This is a genomic window from Sanguibacter sp. Z1732 (assembly GCF_051020515.1).
Classification (GTDB): domain Bacteria; phylum Actinomycetota; class Actinomycetes; order Actinomycetales; family Beutenbergiaceae; genus CALKWS01.
Window position 1 is genome coordinate 2,248,422 of sequence record NZ_CP194857.1, and the last position, 21,519, is coordinate 2,269,940.

Genomic DNA, 21,519 nt, shown 5'->3' on the forward strand with positions numbered 1-21,519 from the left:
AGTCGGCGGGGCCTTTAACAGGTTCTTAACAGCGGTCTCCTAGCGTCGCCGTTGACGCCGGTCAGGAAGTCTCTGACGAGGAGGCACCGGGGGATGAGGGAAGGATCGACGATGAGACGAAACATGCGAATCACACTGCTGGCGGCGGCTGCCGGTGTGATGCTGATGCTGTCCGGGTGCGGCATGTTGCCCGACGGCCTCGGAGGACCCGGTCAGGACGAGGAGATCGACGACGACGACGGCCTCGCCGCCGCCGAGCCGGCCCAGCCCGCCGCGGATGAGGCCGAGGAGACCGTGGAGGCCGAGGAGGCCGGCGGGGACCTGGAACCGTTGCCGGTGCAGCCCCAGCAGGTCGGTGCCACGGTGCATGTCGGCGGCATGGAGTACACCATCGAGTCCCTGGACGTCATCGACGTCGACGCCGAGCACAACCAGAGCGACCGGGTCCAGGGGGCGCGCGTGATCCTGACCGGGAGCGTGACCAACCCCGGAAGCAGCAGCGCACCGGCCAACGCCGGGTTCGTCCTGGAATGGGAGGACCCCGAGACGGGGCACTCCTTCGAGTCATCGGGACGGAACATCGGCGATCCGGTGCCGAGCGGAGGCACCGGGCCGCTCGAAGTCGAGATCCCGCTCAACCCCGACCAGTTGGAGACCTTCGATCAGGACCGGGCCATCGTGCTGGTCGGCTCCCCCGAGCGAAGCCGGGCTCAGGCTCCGCTGGGCAGCCAGGGTGAGTTGATCACGCGCATCCCGGTGCAACAGCCCGGTCTGGTCGGGGAGGCCTTCGACGTGGGCGGCCAGTTGACGGTGACCGTTCAGGAGGCCGACCTGCGCTGGGACATCGATCAAGGTACCGAGGACGGCACCGCCGTGCTGGAACTGATGGTGGAGGTGCGCAACGACACCGACCGCCAGCAGTGCTGGAGCCGGGGCGCGGGGAACAACTTCGCGTTGCTGACCTCCGATGGCACCGACACCGTGGACCTCGGCATGAGTGACCGCGGCTGTGTCCCCGGTGGTGGATCCACAGTCTCGCTCACCGGGCTACCGGTCCATGAGGCCTACGCCGGTGAGTACACCCTGGTGCTCGACTACGAGCCCATCACATCGGATGACCGGTTCGCCGAAAACCAGGTGCCGATGGAGTTCACGATGGTCGAGGAGCCGGCCGTGCTGCTGTCCGAGCGCTGACCGGCAGGTCCGGTTGCCGGCCCAGGCCGGCGATCCCGGCCACCACCACCGCGACCGATCGCGCGCCACTGACTGCCATTTCCTCGGTGAGGCGTTCGGGTCCGAGCACCTCACCGAGGCGGGTGAGCACATCCGGCAGATCGGGCACGGTGGTGGGGTCGGCCCCGTGCCCGCTGCGTTCGCGGTGCCGGCGGGCCACCCCGAGCAATCCGGCGGCGTGCCCGGGTCGCTCGGGCACCTCGAGCGCTGCGCTGGTTTCGATCAGGCCGGAAACCCACCAGGCGTCGAGGAGTTCATCGGTGACCACGGCCTGGGCCACCGTCCGCACCAGTTCCCGGGCCTCGGTCTCCTCACCCAGGGCGCGGTGTCGCAGTGCGCGCTGCCAGCCCAGCCGTGCCTGCTGCTCCGGTGAACCGACGTCAGCGTAGATCGCCTGCGCGGAGCGGGTCAGGATCATCGCCGCCCGATGCTGCCCCCGTTCGGCCTCGATCCCCGCGAGACGTTCCAGCGCCATCGCCTCCATGTGCGTGCTGCCCAGGTCGCGGTAGGCGGTCCGGGCGCTCTCCAGATGCGTCGCGGCATCGTCGAGCCGAGCCGACTTGTGCGCAGCGATGCCGCGATTGAGTTCGGTGGCGGCTGTGCCGACCGCGTGGCCGCTCTCCACGAACAGTCCGTGGGCGCGGCTCCACATCTCATACGCACCCGCGTGGTGGCCCCGGTCCGAGGCCAGCCCGGCCATGTTGTTCAGGGTCAGCGCCTGCCCGGCCTTGTCCCGCAGGCCCTTGCGGATCTGCCACGCCTGGTGCAGCAGGTCCTCCGCAGCGGGCCGGTCGCCGTCGTCCCAGGCCAGGCCACCGGCGGCGTGCAGGGCGGCCCCTCGTACAGCCGGGTCGGCATCGTCGCCCGCCTCGAGGAGCTGGCGCAACCATCGGCGTCCCTCGGTATGCATGCGCCGCCGCATCCAGAACGGCGACAGCGCCGCCGCCATCGAGAGGCCCCGCTGCGGATCGGTTTCCACCGCGTGGGCCAACCCCGCGCGAAGGTCCGCATCGAGTTCACCCAGGCCGGCCAGTGCCGGTGCCTCGCCGGGGCCGCCCACGTGCGTCACGGCCTCCCGGACCTGGTGGTGCAGGTACTCCAGATGGCGGGTCTGCAGTTCCGGTGGGGCGTGACCCAGGCGGGAGAGCACCTGTGGCGCAGAACGGCGTACCGGGGGCAGTAACGAGTACCGACCGCGTTCTCCGCTGAGGTCGGCGACCACCACGGCCGCGTGCGTGAGTTCGGCGAGGAGCGCGGGAAGGTCCCCGCCCGGCACCGTCGAGTCGGAGCAGACCGCCTCGATCGCCTCGACCCCCACCGGGCTGCGGAAGATGCGCATGCGGCTCAGCAGCTCCCGGGCCGCAGGCCGCAGGTGCTCCAACGTCCCGGTCAGCGCCACCTCCATGGACCGGTGCCGGGTGGGCCGGTCCCGTTCCGAAGCAGCCGAACCCAGGTTCCGGTGCAACTGGTCGATCACGTCCGAGACGGTGAGCACGCCGCACTGCGCGGCGGCCAGTTCGATGGCCAGCGGAAGGCCGCCGAGCAGGGTGGCCACCTCCCGCAGGCGAGGATCGTCGTCGTCCGGCAGCACGGTGCCGGGGCCTGCTTGGCGGGCCCGCTCCAGGAACAGCCGCACCGCCTCCGGTGCGCCCGTCCCGTCGACGGAGACCTCCAGCATGGGCGTGACCCACACCGACTCACCGACGACGTTCAACGGGATCCTGCTGGTGGCGAGAACCCGGACGCGGGGGCAGGCGGCGAGCAGACCCGATACGAGGTCCGCCACCGCCTCGGCCACGTGCTCGCAGTTGTCGAGCACGAGCAATTGCTCCCGGGTGTCGAGCGCAGCCGCGACCCCCTCGACGTCGGCAGCGGAGATACCCAGAGCAGCAGCGACGACGGAGGGAACCAGCGCGGGATCCTCCAGGGCCTCGAACGAGGCGAAGATGACGCCGTGGTTGAAGTGAGCCGCCGACGCCTCCGCCGCGGCCACGCTCAGCCGGGTCTTGCCCACCCCGCCCAGGCCGGTGAGGGTAGCGAGCCGGTGCCGGCCGATCAGGGCGGTGATTGCCTCGATCTCTGCGGATCGCCCGACGAAGGAGGTCGCGAACACCGGCAGGTCGACGTTTGCCGCGGCCGGTGGATCCAAGGCCGGGTCGTGCCGCAGGATCTGCTCCTGGAGCCGGCGCAGCGCCGCAGTCGGCTGCACGCCCAGTTCCTCATCCAGTGCCGCCACGGCGCGGTGGTAGGTCTGCAGGGCATCACCCTGCCGCCCGTTCCAGTACTGGGCGGTGATCAGCAGACTCCAGACGCGTTCATCGAACGGGCGCTCCACGGTGAGTGCGGACAGGTCGCCGGTGTCGGTGTTCGCGCCCTGCGTGCGCATCTGCAGTTCGGCCAGGTCCACGTTGAGTTCACTGCGCTGGGTCAGTATCCGCTCGATCTCGGCGGTGGCGCCGGAGCGGACATCGGCCAGCGGCAGACCCCGCCAGAGGCTCCTCGCCGCCAGTAGATCGTGTCCGGCCCGTTCCAGGTCGCCGGAGCGGAGGGCCTCCCGACCGGATCTGGTGTGCCGGTCGAATTCGGCGATATCGACCTGCTCCCGGGAGATCGCGAGCCGGTACCCGGTGCCGATCCGCTCGAGCAGATCGGGTCGGCCGAGCATCCTGCGCAGATGGGACACGTGCACCCGCAACGCGCTCTCCGCTGTCGCCGGCGGAGCGCCGTCCCAGGCGAGTTCACACAGCAGGTCCACGCTCAGCACCTCACCCGGATGCTGGGCGAGGACCGCCAGCAGCGCCCGCCGGATCGGCCCGGTGATCGGCCGCTGTTCCCCGTCGATCCAGACCTGGAGCGGCCCGAGCAGCCCGATGTGCACGTCACTGCCGACCTTGCTCATCAATCGATTCAAGCATGTCGGGCTGCTCCGGGGGCAGGGAACGGGTGCTGATCGCGGAGTGGATGTGGTGCGGAGATCTGGCGGATTGCAGGGCACCCAGATCGCACGCACGTTCTATGAATGTCAGTGGTGGGGTCTAGCGTGGTCTTCATGTCCACCACATCGGCGCCGAGTACGGGGGATTCCTTCCCTGGGCGGGGGCCCGCGGCACGAGAGGCCGCCGCCCGGTACCTCGGCGCGCCGGTGGCCGGGTGGGAGCGGTTCAAGCGCCTGAAGACCTATCTCGATGCCGCCCCGGATGATCCTGGGGTGCTGATCGAGCTGGCCGCCGCGTGCGGGCAGGTGCGGTCCAATATCGACGGGATCGAGTCCGAGATCCTGCAGGCCCTGTTGCGGGTCCCTTCGCGGTCGGGCTGGGGTGAGGAGATCGCCGCACGGATGGCGCTGTCGACCCGGGCGGCCGAGGGACGGTTGGATCGTGCCGCGGCGTTGGATCAGTACTCAGAGGTGCACTTCGCCTTACTCGGTGGCGAGATCGATCTCTCCAAAGCCCGGGTGTTCATCGATGCGGTCAAGACGTTGCCGACGGGACAGGGGCGGGCGATACACCGAACGATCCTGCCTGATGCGCCGGAATTGACCGTGGGCCAGCTGCGGCACCGGTTGCAGGCGGCGGCATTGGCGGTAGATGCCGAGAACGCCCAGGCGCGCCACGAAGAAGCGGTCAAGGACCGGTATGTGCGCGCCGAGCCGACCGAGGATGGGATGGCGTACCTGACGTTCTACCTACCGGCAGTGGACGCGGCGGCGGCGATGAGTGTGCTCGACGCGCTGGCGGTGAAGGACGGGCCGGAGGATGAGCGTCCGATCGCCGCGCGTCGGGTGGATGCGTTCATGGGGATCATCCGCCAGATTCTCAGTAGCGGGACCACTCCAGACGGGCAGGACCTTCCCACCCAGCACCGTAAGCGCCCGCAGATGGTCTTCACCGTGGCCCAATCCACCCTCGACGGAGACGATGATGCTCCGGGGTATCTGGCCGGGCACGGGCCGTTGGCCGCCGACATCATCCGTCATCTCGTTGGCACCGCCGATATCACCAGCAGGGTGGTGCACACGGATCTGCTCGATGGCACCGCGCAACCGCCGCCGGTGCCACCACAGCACACCACAGGGGAGCGGGCTGCGCTGCGGCGAACCGCGCCTGAGCAAGGCCTACCGGAGGGCGTCCCATCACAGCAGGGTGTACCGGAGCACGTCCCACCGCAGCCATGCCTACCCGACGATCCGGCGGCAGCGTTAGCCGCGATGGGGGTCCTCGCGTGTGACTCCTACCAGCCCGGGGTGGCGCTACGGGAGTTCATCCTCGACCGCGATGTCACCTGCAGGTTCCCGACCTGTCGCCAGCCAGGGCGGCGCTGCCAGATCGACCACATCGTTCCGTTCACCTCCGACCTGCCGGCGTGGGCACAGACGCATCAGGGCAACCTGCACCTGCTGTGCGCACGCCACCACGGGCTGAAGACCGCCGGAGCCTGGAGCGTCACTCGTGAGCCGGCCACCGGTGACACCCACTGGACCTCCCCGCTCGGCTACACCTACACCCGCGCCGCGCAGGTCGTCGACCCCGCTCATGACCTACCGGTCCTGCATCGGCAGCTCCAGGCGATACGTGTCGAGCACGCCGACCAGCCAGAGATGTTCACCGAGTCCGCCCCCCTGTCACCCGGGATAGTCAGCGAAGTCGAATGGGCACGAGCGATGTGCCGAACCCCTGCCCATGCCCGGCCCGGCGTCTGTGATTGCGCCGAACGCGCCGAGGACATCACCGCCATCCTCGCCCGGCTGCAACCGCCTGGCCTGCCCGATCGGCCAGACGCGGCCGGCTCGCCCGAGTTACCCCATCCGCCCGGCTCAGTCGACCTGCGCGCGGAGCCTCCCGCCACCAGCGACCCGGGCGAGTTCCCGACCAGCACCGACCCGCCGCCATTCTGAGCCCGGGCCCGCCGGGCGGGTTGTCCGCGACTCACAGAAGCGCGAACCCCGCTAGAGCTGCCAGCAGCACCACCGCCCAGGAGGGGGCCTTCCACCATGCCAACGCGGCGAACGCGGCCAGCGCGAGCACCAGCCCCCACAGGGTCGTGACGCCCTGGGTGATCACCGGGTTCACCAGGGCCGCCGCCAGCAGCCCGACCACGCCGGCGTTCACCCCGGCCAGCGCCCGGCGCACGCGGATCCGACGGCGCAACCGGTCCCAGTACGGCAGCAGCGCGAGCACCAGCAGCGCCGAGGGCAGGAAAATCGCCACCAGCGCGATCGCCGCACCGAGGATGCCCGATGGCGGCACCGAGCTGGCCGCGCCCAGGTAGCCGGCGAACGTGAACAGGGGGCCGGGCACCGCTTGCGCGGCACCGTAACCGGCCAGGAACGCCTCGGCATCCACCATTCCGGTGGTCACCACCTGGGTCTGCAACAGCGGGAGCACCACGTGTCCGCCACCGAACACCAGGGCGCCGGTGCGGTAATAGACATCGGCCATCTCCACCACACCGTGGCCGCTCCACCGGGCCAGCAGCGGCAGGGCAGCCAGCAACAGCGCGAACAGGCCCAGGCTCACCGCCGGCAGCGTGCGGCGCCCCCCGACGCTGCGGTGCCCCTCGGTCGCGCCGCGCCCGGCATTGTCCCGGCCGGCCTCGGTGGCGTCTTCGCTCGTCCCGGTGCCATTCCTGGTGCTCTCAGCCGCCCCCGCCCCGAAATCGCGGGGAAGCACGATCAGCCCCAGTAACCCGGCCGCCACGATGACCCCGACCTGCACCAGCGGGTGCGGCACGGCCAGGACGAGGACGAGGGCCGCCACCGCGATGAGGGCGCGGCGAAGGTCGGGAGTCAGGGTGCGCGCCATGCCCAAGACGGCGTGGGCCACCACGGCTGCGGCAGCGGCCTTCAGCCCGGCCAGCCACCCCTGCCCGAAGGCATCGAGGGCCTGCACACCGAAGGCGAAGGCCACCAACACAACCGCCGAGGGCAGCGTGAAGGCCAACCACGCTGCCACTAGCCCGGCCGCCCCGGCCCGCTGCAGCCCTATCGCCATGCCCACCTGGCTGGAGGCCGGTCCGGGCAGAAACTGGCACAACGCCACCAGGTCGGCGTAAGCGGTGTCGGTGAACCACCGTCGGCGCTGGACGAACTCGGTGCGGAAGAAGCCCAGGTGCGCCACCGGTCCGCCGAAACTGGTCAGGCCCAGGCGCAAGAAGATCCAGAACACCTCCAGCACTGAACCGCCCGAACGCGCCGAGGCAGGGGGAGCCACGGGTATCAATCGTCCTCGGCCGGCGCGGGAGCGGGCGCAGGCTTGGGAGGATCAGTAGCAGCGCGGGACGCAGGGTTCGCCGTCGCGCCGGGCGCAGGGCCGGGGCCGGCAGGCTTGCGTGCGAGCAGCCAGAACCGACGCCGCTCCACCAGCAGCGGTTCGCCCCGGGCCGGACCGCGCTGGTGCAGGGAGTGCAAGGCCTGCGCATAGCGGTCCACGGTGAAGTCGGCCGGGGCCTCCCAGGGGATCAACTGCAGGTAGGCCACCAGGGCGGCGATGTCAGCGAACGCGTAGTGGCCCACCGACTCGGCGCCGTCGACGATCTCCAGACCAGCCCCGAGCAGGCCCTCCCGCAGCACCCGGTAGGTCACGCCCGGAGCGTGCGGTCCCAGGCCGAAGGCCCCGCGGACCTCACCGAACTCGCGGCCGTCCACCTGCTGGGTGAGGAAGTACCCCCCGGGCCGCAGCACCCGGGCAACCTCCACCGGGTGATAGGACTCGTGCCGGTTCAGCACCAGGTCGAACCGGGCGTCGGGAAAGGGCATCGGAGCCGGGTCGGCCGCATCATCCGGCTGGGCGAAGGCCACCAACTCGATCCCGTGGCCGGCCAGTGCTGCCCGGGCGATCGGCACGTTCGGCTCCCACCCCTCGGTGGCGATGGTGTCGGGAGGTAGGAGGTCGACGAACCGCAACAGGTGCTCGCCACCACCGGTGCCCAGGTCCAGGACCGACCGGGCGCCGGCGAGGCGCTCGCGGTAGAGATCGTCGAGGTCCCATGGAACCGGCGACTCCTCCACCCGGCCGGCCAGCGCGGAGAAATCCCACCCCTGGGCCGGGCCGGTCTCCTCGGCCCGCCACGCTGTGAGCAGGGCCTCGGGTATGGCCATGGGCGGCAGGTCCGGGGCCGAGTTGGATCGGGGTGGTGTCATCACCGCCAGGCTAGCGCGCGGGCAGCACAGCCTGCCGGCGGCCGGAGCAGCACGGATATGTCCGCTCCGGCCCACCCGGCCGCGCCCGCCCGCGGACCACCCCATAGGCTGGTGAACAGTGGCGTGCACCGGCCCCAGCGGCCGCGCCGGCGGACCACCCGGCCCGCCCCAAGCCCCGAGCGACGACTTTCCAAGGAGTTGGCACCGTGTCTGCCCCGAAAATCCCCTCTACCGCCGCGCCCACGGAGGGATCTGGCCGAACGTCTCACCAGCTTCACCCCGGGTGCCGGTCGCCTCGCACCCCGGGCCACCGCCCGGACCAGCGCCCAGGTGATCGACCTGGACGGCACCTGGAAGTTCCATTACGCACCCAGGGCGGACGCCGCGGTCGCCGGCTTTGCCGAGGAGGCCTTCGATGACGCCGGCTGGGACGACATCACCGTGCCCAGCGCCTGGCAGATCGAAGGGCTGCGCGACGCCGACGGCACCCTGCTGCCGCGCGGCCGGGCCCGCTACTCCACCCCCGCCTACACCAACGTCATCTACCCATTCCCGCTGGACGTCCCGCACGTGCCGCACGACAACCCCACCGGGCAGTACCGCACCACCTTCACCGTCGATGACCCGGGCCTGGACCGGTGGGTGCTGCGGTTCGAGGGTGTCGACTCGATCTTCACCGCCTGGGTCAACGGGGTGGAGTTGGGCTGGTCCACCGGCTCGCGGCTGGCCGCCGAGTTCGACGTCACCGAGCACCTGCGCGCCGGGGCGAACACCCTGGCGGTCCAGGTGCACCAGTGGTCGGCCGCCAGCTACCTGGAGGACCAGGACATGTGGTGGGTCTCGGGCATCTTCCGCTCGGTCTCGCTGCGCCAACGTCCGCTGGGCGGTATCGAGGACGTCCGGGTGCGCGCGGGGTATGACCACGCCACGGGCACCGGCACGCTCCGGATCGATGCCGACCTCGCCGAAGGGACGACATCGGCACGGGTGGCCATCCCGGAACTGGGCATCGACGGGGAGGCCGGTACCGACATCGACGCGGGCCCGGTGCAGCCGTGGAGCGCCGAGTCGCCGCAGCTGTACACCGCGACCGTGACCACCGACGCCGAGACCCTGACCCTGCGCATCGGGTTCCGCTCCATCGAGGTCAAGGACGCGCAGGTTCTCGTCAACGGCCGCCCGATCCGGTTCAAGGGTGTGAACCGGCACGAGTGGCACCCCGACACCGGGCGCACCCAGAGCGAGGAGATGATGCGCACCGACGTCGAGTTGATGAAGCGCCACCACATCAACGCCGTGCGCACCGCCCACTACCCGCCCGACCCGCGCTTCCTGGACCTGTGCGATGAGTACGGGCTGTGGGTGATCGATGAGTGCGACCTGGAGACCCACGGGTTCGAGCAGGTGGGCTGGGTGGGCAACCCCAGCGACGACCCGCGCTGGACCGAGGCCTACCTGGACCGGATCCGGCGCACCGTGGAGCGGGACAAGAACCACCCCAGCATCATCATGTGGTCCCTCGGGAACGAATCGGGGACGGGAGCGAACCTGGCGGCCATGGCTGAGTGGATCCGTTCCCGCGACGATGACCGGATGGTGCACTACGAGGGCGACCGGGAGAGCACCTACGTGGATGTGTACTCCCACATGTACACCCATCCCGATGAGGTGGCCCGGATCGGTGTGCACGCCGAGGACGCCACCCGCGAGGGCGCAGCGGACGCCCGGCGCCGCCAACTGCCCTATCTGTTGTGCGAGTACGGGCACGCGATGGGCAACGGCCCGGGCGGGCTGGTGGACTACGAGCGACTGTTCGATGCCCACCCGCGCCTGATCGGGGGCTTCATCTGGGAGTGGATCGACCAGTGCATCCGGCAGGTGGACGAGCAGGGCCGGGAGTTCTTCGCCTACGGCGGGGACTTCGACGAGCCGGTCCACGACGGCACCTTCATCGCCGACGGCCTGATCTTCCCCGACCGCACCCCCTCCCCGGGGCTGGTGGAGTACGCCGCGGTGATCGCCCCGATCCGGATCACCATCGGCGAGGGCACCGCGGTGATCGAGAACCGCCGCGACATCATCGACACCTCCGACGTCACCTTCACCTGGACCCTGCACCGGGACGGGCACGTCGTCACCGAGGGCGAGTTGGACGTCCCGGCGGTTCCGGCACGCTCGGCGGTGGAGGTGGACCTGCCGCTGGAGGCGCTGAAGGCCGAGGGCGCGGGAGAGTGGTGGCTCGACGTGCGGGCAACTTCTGCCGCTGAGGCCCCCGGGGTGCCGGCGGGCCTCCAACTGGGCCTGGGCCAGCGACGCCTGGCCGAACCGGCTGTCGTTGATCTGGCCGGTGGGGTCGCCCCCGAGGCCGACGACGACGGGTGGCGCCTCGGGCCCGCGCGGTTCAGTCCCGATGGGCTGCTGCAGGCAGTGGGACAGGTGCGTCTGGACGGCCCCCGTGCCGACCTGTGGCGCGCCCCCACCGACAACGACCTGAGCAAGCGGGGGCAGGCCCGGAACTGGCGCCAACTGGGCCTGGACCGGCTGCTGCACCGCACCGAGTCGGTGGCCGCCGAGGGCGATGAGTTGGTGGTCGTGACCATGTCGATGGCCGCCGGCCGGGACGCCGGGGTGCGCACCACCTACCGCTGGAGCAGCGACGGCACCGCGCTGGGTCTGCGGGTGCAGATCGACCCGGTGGGGCAGTTCCGCACCAACCCCCACGACCGGGGACGCATCCCCGGCCCGGTGATCACCTGGCCCAAGGTGGGTCTGCGCCTCGCGGTGGCCGGCCCGGTGCAGCAGGTGTCCTGGTTCGGCCGCGGCCCCGGCGAGGCCTACCCCGACACCTCCGCCGGCACCCGTGTGGGGCGGTTCAGTTCCGACCTGGCCGGGCTGCAGACCCCGTACGTGCACCCGCAGGAGAACGGCAACCTGACCGACGTGCGGGAGCTGGCGCTCGGGGCTGAGGGCGAGGCGGGTCTGCGCATCCGCGCCGCCGGAGGTTCCCCGGGGTTCAACGCCACGGTGCGCCCGTGGACCGCCGAGGCGCTGACCGCCGCCGCCCACACGCAGGAACTGGTACCCGATGAGGTGTCCTGGCTGACACTGGACCCCGCGGTGAACGGCATCGGTACCGCCGCCTGCGGTCCCGACGTGTTCGTGGCCGATCGGTTGGTCCCGCAGCGGGTCGGCTACGCCGTCACCATCGAAGCGGTCTGAGCCCGGCACGGCCGGCCTCAGATCCCGAGCACCAGCCTGGCGGTGACGAAGTAGATCACCAACCCGGTGGCATCGACCAGGGTGGTCACCATCGGGGCGGACACCACGGCCGGGTCGATCCCGAACCTGCGGGCCAGCAGCGGCATGGTGCCCCCGATCGTGGCGGCCCAGGCGCAGATCAGGATCAGCGAGATGCCCACCACCACCGCGATCGGGAAGTCCACGAACGCCGCACCGATACCCAGGCCCAGCACGGCGAGCATGGTTCCCAGCAGGAGACCGACCCGCGCCTCACGCCAGATCACCCGGCCCAGGTCCGAGATCCGAATCTCACCCACCGCGATGGCGCGCACGCACGCGGTGGCGGCCTGGGCGCCGGCGTTGCCCCCTGCGCCGATGAGCATCGGGATGAACAGGGCGAGGGCGGCCACCTGGGCCAGGGTCTCCTCGAACGCCTGCGTCACACCGACCGTGAGCGTGGCCGCGAGGAGCAGCAGGCTCAGCCACACCGCACGGGTGCGGGCCAGGCGCAGCACGCCCACCGCCATGTAGTGCCCCTCCCACGGGGCCGACCCGGCCTGGCGGGCCACGTCCTCGGACTCGGCCTCCTCGAGCACCTCGATCGCGTCATCGAAGGTGAGCATCCCCACCAGGCGCTTCTCGGAGTCCACGATCGGCAGGTTCAGCAGGTTCGCCTCGCTCATCAACCGGGCGGCGTCCTCGGCCGGGTCGGTGGCGAACATGTAGGTCGGGGCCGTCGAGACCAGGTCGGAGACCATCGCCGTCGGGTCGGACAACACCAGTTCGCGCAACTCGGCCACGCCGCGGAGCCGGCGGGAGGAGTTCACCACCGGGAGGGTGTAGACCGTCTCGGCTTCACCACCCTTGGCGCGCACCACCTCCAGCGCCGCGGCCACCGACAGGTCCTCGGCCAGGGCGACCACCTCCGGCGTCATGTAGTGGCCCACCGAGCCGTCCGGGTAACCGAGCAGAGCCGCCGTCATCTGGTGCTCGCTCGCGCTCAGGCCGGCGAGCACCCGCTTGGCCACCTTGGCCGGGGCCTCCCGGAGCATCCGGGCGCGGTCGTCCGGGTCCATCCCCTCCACGAGCTCGGAGAACCGGGGCCCCCGCATGCCTTCCAGCAGGGCCTGCTGGTCGGTGGGTTCGAGCTCCTCGAACACCTCCAGGGCGTCGTCCTTGGCGAGCATCCGGAACGCGACCGCTGCGGTGTCCGGGGGAATCCGGGCCAGTTCGTCGGCGATGACGTGTGCGGCGTGTTCGTTCAGCCAGGCGGCCGCCGCGGTGTACTGGTGCTCGGTGAGCAGGTCCTCAAGCGAACCGGTCGGTTCGGTGCGGCGCTCGCCGGGAAGGGTGTGCTGTGGCATGGCGGATCCTCGAGGTCAGCGGGACGAGACGCGGGGCGCCGCGGGCACCGGTGCGTCAGCGGGTGACGACGATGCCGCGCGGCCGGCAACTAGGAGGGTCGGTGCGCATCGCACTCACCTCCTGCGCTCGGGACTGCCGGGATCTGCTACCAGTGTGCCCTTGTCGCGGGACGACGGCAATCGTGAGCGTCACACCGGGACGGATCGCCTGGTGCTCAGCCCCGGTGGTCTCCGGTTCGGAAGTGCTCGGCGGAGCTGTCGATCCAGGTCGTCATCGTCCCGATGAGGAGTTCGGGGCGCCGGGCCCACCGCAGGTGTCCCGGCGGCTCCTGCTCCTTCGCACCCAGGTGCAACCGGGTGATCCGGGCGCGGTCGAACTTGGCCAGCAGGCCCTCGAGGGCCTTCGGTGGGGCGAAGGAGTCCCCTTCGAAGGAGACGGCCAGGATCGGCAGCTCCAACCTCGCCAGCCCCGGGTCGTGGTTGACGCGGGGAGCGCCGAATTCCAACCGCCCGGTCCGGTTGAAGCGGATCCAGTCGCGCATCTGGCCGCGGGCCTCCCGGCCGGCGAAACCCAGCCGGTGGCCGGGGAAGTACCCCAGCAGCGCCGTCAGCAGGCTCATCAGCACCCCGATGGCGTACATCCGCCAGTCCCACAGCCGCCACCACACCGACCCCGTGGCCACCAGCATCAACCCGGCCAGGGTGCCTGGGTGCTGGGCGGCGTAGACCGACCCGACGTGTCCGCCGAGGCTGTGCCCGAGCAGCAGGATCTGCGCCCCGGGCACTCGCACGCGCAGTTCGTCCACCGACCGGCCCACGTCCTCGACCAGGTCGGCGTAGCCGAAGTCGTAGCGGCGCGAGGGCCTGCGCCCCCCGGACGTCTCGTGTCCGCGTAGTTCGGTCACCGCCACCGACACCCCCGCCTCGCGCAGGGCCGGTGCGAGCTTGTTGTAGTACCCGGCCTGCACCCCCATCGCCGGCACCACCAGCACCACGGGTGCACCGGCCGGCCCCGGATACCACCGCAGGGTGAAACAGGTGCCCTCCGGGCGGTGGATCAGGATGTCCTCTGGGCTCGGAGCGCTCACTCCGCCTACGCTAAACCCCTACGAGGAAGGTGGGGACATGAACACCACGACCGACGCCGGTGCGGGCCTGGGCCACCCGGTCCCGGTGCTGCGCATGTTCGATGAGGGCGCCGCCGCGCGCTTCTACCAGGACTTCCTCGGGTTCACCGTGCTGTGGGACCACCGCTTCGAACCCGGCCTGCCGCTGTACCGGCGGCTGCGCCGGGACCAGATGGTCCTGGACCTGTCCGAGCACCACGGCGACGGCACCCCGGGGACGGTGGTGTGGGTGCCGGTGGCAGACGTGGCCACCCTGCACGCCGACCTGTCCGCCACCAGCTACTCCGCGCAGTTGCCCGCTGTGGAACCGGACGCCGCCGGTGGGCCGACACTGAGCGTGACCGACCCGTTCGGGAACGTGCTGCGGTTCTGCCAGCCCCAGACCTGACCCGCGGTTCGGACCCTGTGGGTGGGACGACGTAGGCTCAGCGGTGCTATGACCTCACTGTTCGACAACCTGCACCTGGCCTCCGGCGAACCGAGTGCGGCCGCCCACCTGCCCACCACCATGCCCCCGCGCAACGGCCACGACGGTGAGGAGATCCCGGTCGGGCCGGAACCGGTGGGACCGGAGCAGGCCCAGGAGGCCGCCGCCCGGGCCGCCCGGGAGCGTGCCGAGGAACTGCTCGAGGGCCTCAACCCCGCCCAACGGGCCGCCGTGGTGCACGAGGGCGGGCAGCTGCTCATCATCGCCGGCGCCGGGTCCGGGAAGACCCGGGTGCTGACCCACCGGGTCGCCTATCTGCTGGCCACCGGACGGGCCCGGCCGGGCCAGATCCTGGCGATCACCTTCACCAACAAGGCCGCTGCGGAGATGCGCGAGCGGGTCGCGGACCTGATCGGGCCCAGGGCGCGGTCGATGTGGGTGTCCACGTTCCACTCCGCGTGCGTGCGGATCCTGCGCTCGGAGGCCAAGACGCTGGGTCTGCGTTCCTCCTTCTCCATCTACGACGCCGCGGACTCCCAACGGCTGATGACCCTGGTCTGCCGGGAACTGGACCTGGATCCCAAGCGGTTCCCGCCCGCCCAAGGCCTTCAGCAACCGGGTCTCGGACCTGAAGAACGAGTTGATCGACCCCGACGACTACGCCGCCACGGTCAACGACTCCAACCCCTATGAGCAGAACCTGGCCGCCGCCTACCGGGCGTATCAGGAGCGTCTGCGCCAGGCCCACGCCCTGGATTTCGACGACCTGATCATGACCACGGTGAACCTGCTGCAGGCCTTCCCCGCCGTGGCCGAGCACTACCGGCGCCGGTTCCGCCACGTGTTGGTCGATGAGTACCAGGACACCAACCACGCCCAGTACGTCCTGGTGCGCGAACTCGTCGGGGTCTCCCAGAACGACGACGACGCAACCGGCGGCGGCGGGGTGCCTCCCGCAGAACTCACCGTGGTCGGTGATGCCGACCAGTCGATCTACGCCTTCCGCGGCGCCACCATCCGCAACATCGTGGAGTTCGAGGCCGACTACCCCCGGGCCACCACCATCCTGCTGGAGCAGAACTACCGCTCCACCCCGACCATACTGTCCGCCGCGAACGCCGTGATCTCCCGGAACACGGGCCGCCGTGCGAAGAACCTGTGGACCGACTCCGGCGCCGGACCGCAGGTGGTGGGCTACGTCGCGGACAATGAACACGAGGAGGCCCGCTTCATCGCCTCCGAGATCGATCGTCTCGCTGACTCCGAGGGCATCACCCCGGCGGATGTGGCCATCTTCTACCGGACCAACGCCCAGTCCCGGGCGCTGGAGGAGGTCCTGATCCGGGTGGGCCTGCCCTACCGGGTGGTCGGGGGCACCCGGTTCTACGAGCGCCGCGAGATCAAGGACGCCGTGGCCTACCTGCGTGCGATCGCCAACCCCGACGACGCCGTGAACACCCGCCGCATCCTGAACGTGCCCAAGCGCGGCCTCGGGGACCGTACCGAGGCGATGCTGGCCGCCCACGCCGAGCGGGAGCGGGTCAGTTTCGGCGCCGCCGTCGACGACGCCGAGAACGCGATCGGACTGGGCACCCGGGCGCTGTCCGGGGTGCAGGCGTTCGCGGAGATGATGGCCGGCCTGCGCGCGCTCGCCGACGGTGGGGCCGGGCCGGCCGAGGTGCTCGATGCCGCCCTGGAACGGTCCGGCTACCTGGCCGAACTCCGCGCCAGCGAGGACCCCCAGGACGCCTCCCGGGTGGAGAACCTCGCCGAGTTGCACGCGGTGGCGATGGAGTTCACCGAGGCGGAGCCGGAGGGCGACCTCGGTGACTTCCTCGAGCGGGTGGCCCTGGTGGCCGACGCCGACCAGATCCCCGACGCCGAGGACTCCGGCGTGATCACCCTGATGACGGTGCACACCGCCAAGGGCCTGGAGTTCCCGGTGGTCTTCGTCACGGGGCTGGAGGACGGCACCTTCCCGCACCAGCGGTCCCTGGCCGACGAGGACGAACTCGCCGAGGAGCGGCGCCTGGCCTATGTGGCCCTGACCCGGGCCAAGCAGCGGTTGTACCTGTCCCGGGCGGCGGTGCGTACCTCCTGGGGGATGCCGAACGAGTTCCCGCCCAGCCGTTTCCTGGACGATGTGCCCGTGGAACTGCTGGACTGGAAGCGCGCGGAGTCCTCGATCAGTCTGCTGCGCGGCGGTCCCTACGCCGGCCGCGGCAGCGGCGGGCCCCGGCACGGAGGTTCGCGCGGCCCCTCCGCCCCGCCGAGCGCGGGGGAGGGCACGCCGTCGTTCGGTTCGGCCACTCCCCGCACCGACATCCCCTCCCTGGCGATAGGGGACCGGGTCACCCACGACTCCTACGGCATGGGCCGGGTGGTCGGGCTGGAGGGTGCCGGGCACAACGCGGTGGCGAAGGTGGACTTCGGCGGTGAGACCGGCACCAGGCGCCTGCTGCTGCGCTTCTCCCCGGTCGCCAAGCTCTAGCGCGATTTCTCCGTGACGTCCGGCGGCGTTCGTGGGAAGGTGCCGATGTCAGTCGTGCGTCCGCACAGGGGAGGACCGATGGAGGCCAGCACGGGGTCGTGCCTGGTGATGATCGCGGCGGGAGCGCTCCTGCTCGCCGGGTGCACCGGAGCCGAGGGGGACGAACCGACGCCCGAGCCCACGAGTGAGGGGCCGAGCGCGCCCTCGGAAGCAGAGGAGCCCGAGGAGAAGGCTGAGGAGGAGCCCGAGGAGGAGCCGACCGGTGCGACCACTCTCGGTGAGTGGGCCGAACTTCCGGCGCGGACCTACTTCGTCACCGCCACCGCGGATCTGGCGTTGCTGGCCACCGGGGACCAGTCCTTCGGTGAGGTGATCACCCGGGACGTGATCGCCGTCGACGCAGACGGGCAGCAGGTATGGACCCACGCCGATGTGCGGGAGCGGCACAACCTTCCCGAGGCCGCCTCGGCCGGGGAGTACGTGGCGCTGATCGACGCCGACGGCGACGTCACCACGCTGCGCGGCCTGACCTGGGCCGAGGGGAACCAGGTGTGGGAGCAGCCCGTGGCGGCGTTGTTCTCCTGCACCGAGCAGGCCTCGGTGCACCGGGCGCGCCCGGCTCGGTCCTGGTGGACGCGCTCGGTGAGCCGTGTGCCGGTGCCGGTGCCGAGCCTCGCGCGGCAGCGGCCAGCATCGACGCCGCCACCGGCGAGGTGCTGGGACTGCTGGAGGTCACCGGCGAGGTCACCGGGGTGTCCTCGCCCGATGGCACGCGGGCCTGGTACTGGCAGATGGACGGGAACGAGGTGCAGGTGCACAGCCTCGACCTCGACACCGGGCAGGTGGGCACCGACGTGATCGAATTCGACACCGAAACCCGCGTGGCGCTCACCGAGGGTGCGGTCGAGATGATCTCCATGTGGCCGGTCTCCGAGCACCAGGTTGCGCTGCAGGCATGGCACAGTGCCACCACCAGCGTGCTCGCCCTGGCGGACTTCGACACCGGCCGGGCGCGGATGTACCCCGAGGGCCAACCCTGCGGGCACTTCACCGCGAGCCGGGACGTGGCCAGCCGCACGTGCGTGGTTGAGGACGAGGGCGCCGTCGCATATGACTTCGATGGCAACGAGTTGTGGAGCACCGAGGGCTCGATCGGGCTGACTCTGGACACCGGCGTCCCGGTCCGAGCGGTGGAGGTGGACGGGGAGCGTGCCTGGCTGGTGAGCGTGGGCACGGACCTGATCCAGGCCCGCGCAGCCTCCACCGGATCCCAGTTGTGGGCGGCCGGGGCCGGGGAGGGGGCCGGGTCGCCCGGTTCACGACAGGTCTCCGGCACCGACGTGATCGTGCTCGGTGTCCAGAGGGGTTCTCCGGCCACCGAACTACTGCGGCTGGACGCCGCGACCGGCGCGGAACTGGACCGGACCGGCCTCACCGACGCCTGGGTGCACGGCAACGACGACGCGATCGCGGTGCACGCCGACGAGGCCACCCTCCTGGCGTTCCCCGCCGCCGCGGAGCACTGACGTACACCGCCTAGGGTGGGGTGGTGACTGTCGATGAGCCGGGCGTGCAGGCGCCGCCGGGTAGCGGTCCGCACTGGGGGGGGGTCTTCCTGCGCAACGCGGCGCTCGTCGTCGTCGTGCTGGTCATGTTGTGGCTGGCATTCAACGTGCGCCTGCCCGCCATCGAGGACTTGCGTGAGGGTCTGGAGCAGTGGGGCTGGGCGGCCCGGATCGTCTTCGCCGTCTCCTACGCCCTGGTTGCCACCACCCCGATCCCGGTGTCGATCATGGCGGTCAGTGCCGGTGTGCTGTTCGGGGTGCTGGAGGGCTCGATCCTGTCGGTGATCGGGGTCCTGGCCGGGTGCTGGGGGGCCTACTGGCTCGCCCGCGGCCTCGGGATGGCCACCGTCGAGCGGATGCTGGGCCGGCACGGACCCACCGTGAAGGAGCGACTCAGCAGCAAGGGCTTCCACGCCGTGTACACCTTGCGCCTGATGCCGGGGGTGCCGTACTGGCCGGTGAACTACGGCAGCGGTGCCTTCGGCGTGGGCCAGCGCGACTTCGTGGTCGCCAGCGTGCTGGCCACGGTTCCCGGGCAGGTCTCGCTGGTGGCCGTCGGGGCGTTCGCCGCCGACCCCACCGTGGTCACTGGGGTGGTCGTGGCGATCGCCTGGGCCGTGGTCCTGGCGATGACGATCTGGGCCTGGCGAAGCTGGCGGGGTACCTCACGGCGGCCGCTGCCGGGTGCCGGGCTGCGGTAGCGGACAGGTGTGATGCCGGCCTCACGAACGTTCAGGCCCATGTGAAACCGCGATAGGCTGCGATGCGGTGACCCGTGGCTGTCACGGAGGGAACAACGGAAGGCGCACATGGACCTGTTCGAGTACCAGGCACGTGATCTGTTCGAGAAGCACGGGGTCCCCGTGCTCGGCGGCATCGTCGCCACCACCCCCGAGGCGGCCAGAGCAGCCGCCGAGGAGTTGCTCCCGGCCGACGGCGGGGTCGTCGTGGTCAAGGCCCAGGTGAAGGTCGGTGGCCGCGGCAAGGCCGGTGGGGTCAAGGTCGCCCGCTCCGCCGATGAGGCCCAGGCACACGCCGAGGCGATCCTGGGCATGGACATCAAGGGGCACACCGTGCAGCGGGTGATGATCGCCGAGGGCGCCGACATCGCCGAGGAGTACTACTTCTCGGTGCTGCTGGACCGTGCCGAGCGCCGCTACCTGGCCATGGCCAGCGTCGAGGGCGGCGTGGAGATCGAAGTGCTCGCCGAGGAGCGCCCGGAGGCGCTGGCGCGCATCGCGGTGGACCCCAGCGAGGGCATCGACGAGGCCAAGGCCGCGGAGATCGTCTCCGCCGCCGGGTTCGCCGACGACGTGTCCGCCGGCGTGACCGAGGCGATCAAGAAGCTGTGGACCGTCTACGCCGAGTCCGACGCCACCCTGGTGGAGGTCAACCCGCTGGTACGCACCGCATCCGGTGACGTCGTGGCACTGGACGGCAAGGTCACCCTGGACGACAACGCCGAGTTCCGCCACCCCGAGTGGACCGAACTGGCCGAGGTCGCCGAGACCGACCCGCTGGAGGCCAAGGCAGCCGAGTCCGGCCTGAACTACGTCAAGCTCGACGGTGAGGTCGGCATCATCGGAAACGGCGCGGGCCTGGTGATGTCCACCCTGGATGTGGTCGCCTACTCCGGCGAACAGCACGGTGGTGTCAAGCCCGCCAACTTCCTCGACATCGGAGGTGGCGCCTCCGCCGCCGTGATGGCCGCCGGCCTGGACGTGATCCTGGGCGACGAGCAGGTCAAGAGCGTGTTCGTGAACGTCTTCGGTGGCATCACCGCGTGCGACGAGGTCGCCAACGGCATCGTGCACGCTCTGGAGATCCTCGGCGACGCGGCCACCAAGCCGCTCGTGGTACGCCTGGACGGCAACGCCGTGGAGGAGGGCCGCCGCATCCTCGAAGAAGCCGGCCATCCGCTGGTGACCGTCATGGACACCATGGACGGTGCCGCCGACAAGGCCGCCGAGCTGGCCGCTTCCTGACCGAACCCGCACACGACACAGAACGCAGAGACACACACCATGGCGATCTTCCTCAACTCCGCTTCCAAGGTCATCGTGCAGGGCATGACCGGCGCCGAGGGTCAGAAGCACACCCGGCGCATGCTGGCCTCGGGCACCACCATCGTCGGCGGGGTCAACCCGCGTAAGGCCGGTACGTCGGTCGACTTCGACGTCGACGGCGAAACCACCTCGGTGCCGGTCTACGGCACCGTGGCCGACGCCGTGGAGCAGACCGGTGCCGACGTGTCGGTGCTGTTTGTGCCGCCGCCGTTCACCAAGGCCGCGGTCGTGGAGGCCGTGGACGCCGGGGTGCCGCTGGTGGTCATCATCACCGAGGGTGTGCCGGTGGCGGACACCACGGAGTTCTACAACTACGCCACAGCCAAGGGCGTTCGCCTGATCGGCCCGAACTGCCCCGGCCTGATCAGTCCCGGCAAGTCCAACGTCGGCATCATCCCGGCCAACATCGCCGGCGCCGGCCCGATCGGGCTGGTGTCCAAGTCCGGGACGCTGACCTACCAGATGATGTACGAGCTGCGCGACTTCGGTTTCTCCTCCGCGATCGGGATCGGCGGTGACCCGGTGATCGGGACCACGCACATCGACGCGCTGGCCGCGTTCGAGGAGGACCCGGAGACCTCGGTCATGGTGATGATCGGTGAGATCGGCGGGGACGCCGAGGAGCGTGCCGCCGAGTTCATCAAGGCCAACGTGACCAAGCCCGTGGTGGGCTACGTGGCCGGGTTCACCGCCCCGGAGGGCAAGACGATGGGACACGCCGGCGCCATCGTGTCCGGGTCCTCCGGCACCGCCGAGGCGAAGAAGGACGCCCTGGAGGCCGCCGGGGTCAAGGTCGGCAAGACCCCCTCGGAGACCGCCGCGCTGGTGCGCGAGCTGCTGGAGTCCCGCGCCTCCTGAGGCGCCCACC

Annotated in this window: 13 protein-coding genes and 1 pseudogene; 9 read left to right on the forward strand and 5 right to left on the reverse strand. The window is 70.8% G+C overall.

Features of this window, described 5'->3' with window-relative positions:
- Window positions 1-123 precede the first annotated feature (123 nt).
- On the forward strand, window positions 124-1,194 hold the full coding sequence (locus ACRRRO_RS11865) for a hypothetical protein (RefSeq protein WP_424797070.1): 1,071 nt from the start codon (window positions 124-126) through the stop codon (window positions 1,192-1,194).
- Here the strand turns inward: ACRRRO_RS11865 and ACRRRO_RS11870 are convergent.
- Entirely contained in the window at window positions 1,151-4,132 is a 2,982-nt protein-coding gene (locus ACRRRO_RS11870) for a BTAD domain-containing putative transcriptional regulator (protein WP_424797069.1), read from the reverse strand. The genes ACRRRO_RS11865 and ACRRRO_RS11870 overlap by 44 nt on opposite strands.
- A gap of 150 nt (window positions 4,133-4,282) precedes the next feature.
- Here ACRRRO_RS11870 and ACRRRO_RS11875 point away from each other — a divergent pair, with 150 nt between their 5' ends.
- Entirely contained in the window at window positions 4,283-6,127 is a 1,845-nt protein-coding gene (locus tag ACRRRO_RS11875) for a DUF222 domain-containing protein (RefSeq protein WP_424797068.1), read from the forward strand.
- Window positions 6,128-6,158: 31 nt separating this feature from the next.
- On the opposite strand, the gene chrA is transcribed toward ACRRRO_RS11875, so the two are convergent.
- Window positions 6,159-7,448 (reverse strand): chromate efflux transporter, encoded by a 1,290-nt coding sequence (gene chrA, locus ACRRRO_RS11880; protein ID WP_424797138.1) that lies wholly within the window; start codon window positions 7,446-7,448, stop codon window positions 6,159-6,161.
- Window positions 7,448-8,371 carry a class I SAM-dependent methyltransferase gene (locus ACRRRO_RS11885; RefSeq protein WP_424797067.1) on the reverse strand — a complete coding sequence of 308 codons (924 nt, stop codon included), beginning with the start codon at window positions 8,369-8,371 and terminating at the stop codon, window positions 7,448-7,450. Before ACRRRO_RS11885 ends, chrA begins: the two co-directional genes overlap by 1 nt.
- 330 nt (window positions 8,372-8,701) lie before the next feature.
- Here ACRRRO_RS11885 and ACRRRO_RS11890 point away from each other — a divergent pair, with 330 nt between their 5' ends.
- On the forward strand, window positions 8,702-11,590 hold the full coding sequence (locus ACRRRO_RS11890) for a glycoside hydrolase family 2 TIM barrel-domain containing protein (RefSeq protein WP_434080312.1): 2,889 nt from the start codon (window positions 8,702-8,704) through the stop codon (window positions 11,588-11,590).
- A gap of 17 nt (window positions 11,591-11,607) precedes the next feature.
- Here the strand turns inward: ACRRRO_RS11890 and mgtE are convergent, their stop codons facing one another.
- The gene (gene mgtE, locus ACRRRO_RS11895; RefSeq protein WP_424797065.1) at window positions 11,608-12,975 is read right to left on the reverse strand and encodes a magnesium transporter; all 1,368 of its coding nucleotides are present in this window, start codon (window positions 12,973-12,975) and stop codon (window positions 11,608-11,610) included.
- A gap of 215 nt (window positions 12,976-13,190) precedes the next feature.
- Window positions 13,191-14,063: an alpha/beta fold hydrolase gene (locus tag ACRRRO_RS11900; RefSeq protein ID WP_424797064.1), complete on the reverse strand. Its 873-nt coding sequence runs from the start codon at window positions 14,061-14,063 to the stop codon at window positions 13,191-13,193.
- A gap of 37 nt (window positions 14,064-14,100) precedes the next feature.
- Between ACRRRO_RS11900 and ACRRRO_RS11905 the strand changes: the two genes are divergently transcribed.
- The 6 genes and pseudogenes from ACRRRO_RS11905 (at window position 14,101) to sucD (ending at window position 21,509) form a co-directional block, all read left to right on the forward strand.
- Window positions 14,101-14,490 carry a glyoxalase superfamily protein gene (locus tag ACRRRO_RS11905; protein ID WP_424797063.1) on the forward strand — a complete coding sequence of 130 codons (390 nt, stop codon included), beginning with the start codon at window positions 14,101-14,103 and terminating at the stop codon, window positions 14,488-14,490.
- Window positions 14,491-14,538: 48 nt separating this feature from the next.
- Window positions 14,539-17,020, forward strand: a pseudogene (pcrA, locus tag ACRRRO_RS11910) (DNA helicase PcrA).
- Window positions 17,021-17,733: 713 nt separating this feature from the next.
- The gene (locus tag ACRRRO_RS11915) at window positions 17,734-18,546 is read left to right on the forward strand and encodes a hypothetical protein (RefSeq protein WP_434080313.1); all 813 of its coding nucleotides are present in this window, start codon (window positions 17,734-17,736) and stop codon (window positions 18,544-18,546) included.
- A gap of 23 nt (window positions 18,547-18,569) precedes the next feature.
- On the forward strand, window positions 18,570-19,286 hold the full coding sequence (locus ACRRRO_RS11920) for a TVP38/TMEM64 family protein (RefSeq protein ID WP_434080314.1): 717 nt from the start codon (window positions 18,570-18,572) through the stop codon (window positions 19,284-19,286).
- Between the two features lie 108 nt (window positions 19,287-19,394).
- On the forward strand, window positions 19,395-20,570 hold the full coding sequence (gene sucC, locus ACRRRO_RS11925; protein WP_424797059.1) for an ADP-forming succinate--CoA ligase subunit beta: 1,176 nt from the start codon (window positions 19,395-19,397) through the stop codon (window positions 20,568-20,570).
- Between the two features lie 39 nt (window positions 20,571-20,609).
- A complete protein-coding gene (gene sucD / locus ACRRRO_RS11930) occupies window positions 20,610-21,509 on the forward strand; it encodes a succinate--CoA ligase subunit alpha (protein ID WP_424797058.1) in 900 nt (299 codons plus the stop codon).
- Window positions 21,510-21,519 lie beyond the last annotated feature (10 nt).